Consider the following 6802-nt stretch of genomic DNA (forward strand, 5'->3'; position numbering starts at 1 on the left):
CAAGAGGAAGTCTTAAATACTAATGCACAAATGATATATTCAAATAACAGTAGTGGAGTAGATAATATTAATATTAGTGATAATTGGGGAACAGAAGCTGGTACGGATGGTGTAAAATTCCAGATTGACGCTAGAGATATTGTCCACACCGGTAGGTTTGAAGGTGTAGTTACATGGAAAGTAATGGCTGGGCAGCCATAAGGAGGGCTAAAAATGAAGAAGATAGTTGCTACAATTATGTGCTCATTACTTATACTTGCTCATTTAACATTATTTCCATCAGAGATGAGTGGTGTAGAAGGTGTTGGAGGACAAGTAAATACAGGAGGGAAAATTTCATTTTATGAGGATCCTATCCTTGAAAATTCGAACCCACTACCATCAGAAGAAGCTAAAGTGACAGAAGCGAAACCAAAAGGAAGACTGCCTAGTACAGGTGAAATTGCTCAAAAATGGTGGATTGTTGGAATAGGTTTATTTCTCTTATTGGTTCTATTGACATGGAGAGTGAATAGGAGGCGTAAATAGGTGAAGCAATTAAATAATCGAGTGATAGGGACATTTTTGTTCTTAGTACTGAGTATGACGAGTTACAGCTCAACAGTTCATGCTAGCCCTACTTCAGTAGACCAATCAGGAAATGTAGTAGTAGTAGGAGGAGAATCCCAACCTGTTGATCCAGAAAACCCAGAAAGTCCAGAAAATCCAGGAGAGTCACCTTCGACTACAGGACCATTACGAATTGATTTTGTATCATCTCTTGACTTCGGTCGTACAAAAATTTCTGAAACGAATCGAACGTATCTAGCATTTGCCCAACAATTCTTAGGTAAGGCTGGGCCGAGAGGAAGTTATATTCAAATTACGGATCAAAGAACTGTTTCGACCGGTTGGACATTACAAGTGAAACAGGAGCATCAGTTTCGTAATAGAATAATTCAAGAAGCTAATGAACAACAATTAGAAGGAGCTGTTTTATCGTTGGATAAAGGATGGGCCAATAGTAGTGGTACTAGTGCTCCACCAACAGTAACAAGAGAGACAGTAGCCTTAAATGCTAATGGTGCAGCACACGAGTTAGCTATAGCTTCTGCAGAATCTGGTCGAGGTGTATGGACTATTGCATTTGGAGCATCTGAAACCAACAGCAATAATATGGTAAATACGCTAAGTCCAGCAATAGATAGATCAGGTAATGTGGTCATAGATGAGTTTTCGGGTAAGCCAGCATATTACAACTCGGCGATCACATTAACAATACCTAATACAACTAAAATACATCCAGTGCAGTATGAAACAACATTAACTTGGATATTGGCTGAGTTACCTTAAGAGCGTGATACATCTGGTTTTATACAGATTGTCAAACATATAAAAAGACAAAATAGGAGGAAACAAAGTATGAAATTAAGTACATTATCATCGGCAGTTATTGTAGCTGCACTAACAGTAGGAGTATTAGCACCAACAACAGCATTGGCCCAAGAAAGAGAGTTAGACTCAACAGGTACAGTAATTGTTACTGAGGGCGGTGGAGAAGAAGTTCCAGGGGTTATTGATCCAGAAAACCCAGAGGTACCGATTGACCCCGTAGATCCTCCAGTTATTAACCCAGATTTAGGATCATTAATGATTGAAGCAGTAACAAACTTAGAATTTGGAGAAATTCAAACATCTGCTAATGAAGTAAAAACTTATGCAAACCCAGTAGCTTTAAATAATGGAGAGGCACGTGGTAGTATCGTTCAATGGCGTGATATCCGATCAGGGGGAACATTCGGATATACGATAACAGCAGATTTAACCCAACAGTTCACAGGATCAAGTGGGAACTCATTAAATGGAGCAACTATTGATTACAGTAATGGTTTTGCGGTTGCAGATGCTTCAAATACAAATACAGAGCCATCATTGGTAGCACCAGCTTTCCAACTAAGTGAATCAGGTGGAGCACAAACAGTTGTTACAGCAGATAGAGCGTTGGAAGAAGGTAAAGGTCGTTTTGTTATGGCATTTGGTGATAGTAGAGAAAATACAGATGCAAATTCTGTGCAATTAACAGTACCTGCAGCTACTGCATCAAACATGGCTGTAGACACATATACTGCAAAAGTAACTTGGAAAATTACTGCTGCAGCATAGTCTTAGTTTTCTTAAGGTAAGCTTTCGAGAAAGGTCGTTAGCTTACTTTTTGTTAAATATATAAATTGCTTGTGTACATAGAAAAATAGAAAGAATTCGAGGTTACGATAGTGAAAGAAAAGAGAATATTCCCAATACTGATATTATTTTTTATTGGCTTGTCTTTGTCATTATTTGTTTTTACAGGAGTAGTTTCTGGTGAAGATAACAGTAAATCAACAGATGATGTTGCAGGAGCAACAGGTTTTATCTATAGTCTAAATTTTCCGGAGAATCAGATGGAAAGAAATATAGGGTACTATAAATTAAAAATGTCTAAAGGACAAGAGCAAACAGTGACATTAACTTTGACAAATCCTAGTTCAGAAATAGTAACTGTAAATGTTAGCTTAAATGGTGCCAAAACAAATCAAAATGGGGTTATTGAATACGGAGATTCTGATATCAAAAATGATGATTCATTGAAATTTGATTTTACAGATATCGTATCTGGTCCCGAATCAATAGAATTAGAATCAGGAGAAACAAGAACAGTAGAGTTAAAAATAAAGATGCCGGAAACTGGAATTGATGGAGTAATTGCAGGGGGAATCCAATTAATGAGGGAAAACCAAGATGAGGGTGTTTCCGATGAAGGTGGTTCTAGAATTATAAACCAGTATGCCTATGTCATTGGGTTGTTATTACAAGAATCAGATCAAGAATTGGCACCAGATTTAAGCTTAAATAAAGTTTTTGCGGATCAAAATAATTATAGAAATGCCATTTTTGTCGATTTTTCTAATGTGATCCCAGCCTTTTTAAATGATATGACAGTAGAAACTCAAATTAATGCTAAAGGTAAAGATGCTATATTATTTGAACGTAAACAAACTGCTATGCGAATGGCTCCCAATTCCTTTATTCAATTTCCGGTGAGTATGAATGGAGAGAGGATGGTCTCAGGGACGTATGTGGCAAACATACTAGTCACTTCAGGGGACAAAAGATGGGCATGGACTGAAGAATTCGAAATTACTCAAGAAGATGCTGATAAATTCAACGAGCGTGATGTTGGATTAGTACAGGAAAAAGGTTTTGATTGGCAGCTAATTGCAATAATAGTGGTCGCTGTTTTAATTTTAGTTGGGATTATTTTTACAGTTTTGAATGTAATACGTAAAAAGAAAAAACAAAAAAAGTTCGAAGAGAAGCGTGCAAGAAAAAAGAAAAAAAATAGTCAGAAGGAAGAAAAAAAATACTGATAAAAGAATAGGAGCCTTAGCATATGTCTGTATTAGAAACGCTATTTATATTAGGAATTGCAGGAGGAATCCTGTCCTCTTTAGGTGCGTTGCTCTTTTTATTTCAGTATTATAGCCAGCGTAAAAAAATAAAGAATTTACCGAGAGAAAAAGGAAAAAATCATCGAAAAAACAGAAAAATTTCGAAGCAAAAAAAAGAACTATACGCAAAGAAAAAGAAAAAATTGAGTTTGGTTATACTATTCATTATTTTGGTATTACTTTTATCTAGTTCTTCAGCGTATATTGCTTATTATCAAGCGATGAGCTTATCTACAGACGATTCTAATTCGGTTGTAAAAGGCTACTACCTTTTACGAGATTTTGAAGATCAACTGATTTTAGCCAAAGGTCAAGAGGAAGAGGAAGAGAAAATACAACAAAATATTCGCTATTTATCAACCGCAATGGCTAGTTACGGTACAAAAAAAGCGAGTAATTTGAATACGCAAGAAGGGCAATTAAGTTTAAATCGTTACTATAACGCAATTAAACAGCTAGGAATGAACGCCAGTACTCAAACGAAAAATTTTTATGGGAATTCTAATTTGGTTGAAGAGTTCTTAGTAGATATAGCTAGAGCACATGAGTATGAGCGAGTGGCTTTTGATTATTATAAAGTAAATGACAATGCATTTTCAGAAAAGTGATGCGGCGTTGTTTAAAGCATGCCAATAAAGTAGATGTAAGAAATTAAGTTTGATGGAATTATTATTCGGTCGGCTTTGTTTGTAGGACTAGGACGTCTGTTGTTACAGCACCTTCAATATAAGAGAAACTTCCTCAAGAAAAAAGTTAACGTTGGGTATACTAACTTCGTCTCTTTTTGAATATTTGAAAAACGATTCTATTTTCTGCCTAATTTATTAGTGTACATGAAAGTGAATCAATGGAATGAACAAAGTGTGAGTTTTCAAAGAACTTAAGAGAATATCATAATAGATAAATCTAGTTTTACTAATCAATTAAACTTTCACTTATTTACAGTATTTTTTAGGTTTAAAAGAAACTCTATATTGGAATGAGTTGTATCCAGTCTGTGAAGTTATTGCTAGATTTAGAAGTCATTTTGATGTTAGATCTTAAATACGTAAACAACTATATTTAAAATTTTTGAAAACTTGTTGGATAAATCTACACTAATTAAAACCCATCATACAGGGAAAGTATTTCTTTAGTATCAATTTTTAAATACTTTTAATCTGTTTGAAAAAATATTTCGAGGTGAAAGTAATGAAGAAAACAATGCTAACTTTGCTGTTATGCCTAGTTTTTGTAACATACGTTGTAGTTAATCATTTATTTTTTGGAACTATGCTACATGCAGAGAATGAAAACTATTATATTTCTGAATCTACAGATAAATCTAATAATTATGAAAAAAGTTCGGAGAGTAATTTAATTGAAGATCAAGCAAATGTGTATAATCAATTATCATTTTCTATAAATAATGAGGAGGTAATTTTTAAAAAGACAAATGAAGTTACTTTGATTGATATAACTACTAATCAGGAGATTGAAAAATATAGAATTAGGGTTCCAAAAGGGACAAAGATCAAACTAACAGAAGAAGAAAAAAGTAAAATTATTAAAACCTATGAAGATGGCTCTCAAGTGTGGCTTATAGAAATGAATGATAAAAAGAAAGAATTTCAGATAGGAGTAACTCTCGAAAAAGAAGGACAGATAACGATTGAAGATGAATATGGTGAATCACATGCAGTATTTGCATATATTTTGCCTGCTGAAGAACAAGCACGGGAACACCTTAACCCACGAAGTAATATCATTGTTAGCAGTCCAGCTAGCTTTATTGCAGCATGGAATAATAATGAAGTTTCATCTATTGAACTTTCAGAAAATGTTATTATAAGGGGAAATATTGCTTTGGAGACTAGAACTAGTGATCTCACGATCTCAAATATCCCAAACAGCAATAATAGAAATAGGTTAGTGTTTGAATCAACAGAAGGTGTACAACAATTCATGAGATGGTCTGATTCGACTATAGAGTTTAATCATGTGGGTTTAGAAGGAACAGGTCTACATATTGTTGCACCAAATGGTGATTTAACAATGGAGTTGGGTATTAATCGAGATGATGCTGCCAGGCTCGTTCTGATAAGCAATTTTATAACAGGACCAGAAGTACATGAGATTCGAAACCTAAGATTATATGGAGAGCAAGGTGATCCTAGGGACTGGGGAGGTGACCCGTTGCAGTTGCCAACAAATTTTTTTATTGTAGGTGATACTGTTTCTATTAAGCAAGATTTTATTATAGATAACATAAGTGTAGAAACTTCAACAAGACCTATGCTTGGGCAGACAGCTGTGTTTGAAGTTTTAGGCACAACATTCTTAAAAAATAATTTTAGAATAGGGAGTTTTGCAACGATAACAGATCAAAAAATTTTGGATACTCATCGACTAGTCCGAATTGGGGGTGATTTTGGGGTATGGCGAATTAATGAACCTATAGATATTTTTGACTTTTTGAGATTCCCTAATGCTAGTTGGAGGGATATAGATTTTATTTGGGAAAATGGAGAGGTATTAGAAAGTTCAGAACCTACTTTTAATAAAGAGACTTTCAAATTGGAAGACATTTGGTTAATGGACTCTTTTTCAAGTGAATATTGGGTTCCACCGTTGGTAGAAGAAACTTCTATTACGATAAAATATGTTGATGAACGCACTAATTTAGAGATTTCACCATCACATAGCGCTATATATACAGTAGGAGATTTTGTTCAATTAGATGATCGTCAAGAAGTACTTTTAGAGGAAGGCTATATATTTTCCCGAGTTGTGATTAATCCCGATACTGCAGAATTTGATCCAGAGTCTAATATTATGCGAGTACCTGAAATAAGTACAGATGTAATTTTTTACTATTTAAAAGAAGAACCGAAAATAGCTACTTTAACGGTAGAATTTGTTAATGAATTAGATCAAATTCTACCTGGATATACAATTATTTTAGAAGGATATCAAGTTGGAGATGAAGTTGATTTAACACAAAAGCAAGTAGTGATGGAACAAATAGTTCAACTCGAAAATGCTGGGTATGAGATTGCTGAAAGGCCAGCAAATGAAACAGCAGTAAAACTAGATGCTACGGAAGTAACGGTTCAATATAAACTTCAAGGTATTTTAAGTTTAACATCAGCACCAAGTACTATTGATTTTGGCTCGTTAACATATAATGCGACAACTCAGCGAATAGAAGATCCCATGATCGATATGCCACTAATAGTTACGGATACACGTGCAAATGTAGAGTCTGGTTGGCATGTAACAGCTTCATTATCCACACCAATGAGAAATAATGAAGGAAAAGAGTTAATAAATGCGTTGCGTTTTGTTTATAACGG

Annotated in this window: 6 protein-coding genes and 1 pseudogene; all 7 read left to right on the forward strand. The window is 34.7% G+C overall.

Translation table 11 applies throughout. The features are described from left to right. Positions 1-201 (forward strand): hypothetical protein (locus C240_RS15615; RefSeq protein WP_271497716.1); only part of this gene is annotated, 201 nt, incomplete at its 5' end. A 12-nt stretch (positions 202-213) separates the two neighbouring features. Continuing rightward, entirely contained in the window at positions 214-528 is a 315-nt protein-coding gene (locus tag C240_RS15620; RefSeq protein ID WP_271497719.1) for an LPXTG cell wall anchor domain-containing protein, read from the forward strand. Next, a complete protein-coding gene (locus C240_RS15625) occupies positions 529-1332 on the forward strand; it encodes a WxL domain-containing protein (protein ID WP_271497722.1) in 804 nt (267 codons plus the stop codon). Positions 1333-1401: 69 nt separating this feature from the next. Then, positions 1402-2142: a WxL domain-containing protein gene (locus C240_RS15630; protein WP_271497725.1), complete on the forward strand. Its 741-nt coding sequence runs from the start codon at positions 1402-1404 to the stop codon at positions 2140-2142. A 110-nt stretch (positions 2143-2252) separates the two neighbouring features. Then, a complete protein-coding gene (locus C240_RS15635; protein WP_271497728.1) occupies positions 2253-3386 on the forward strand; it encodes a DUF916 and DUF3324 domain-containing protein in 1134 nt (377 codons plus the stop codon). A gap of 23 nt (positions 3387-3409) precedes the next feature. Beyond that, positions 3410-4075, forward strand: a complete 666-nt coding sequence (locus C240_RS15640; RefSeq protein ID WP_271497731.1) for a hypothetical protein — start codon at positions 3410-3412, stop codon at positions 4073-4075. Between the two features lie 583 nt (positions 4076-4658). Next, positions 4659-6802, forward strand: a pseudogene (locus tag C240_RS15645) (hypothetical protein); the annotation flags it as partial.

Source organism: Enterococcus sp. 5H (assembly GCF_028128615.1).
Lineage (GTDB): Bacteria > Bacillota > Bacilli > Lactobacillales > Enterococcaceae > Enterococcus_L.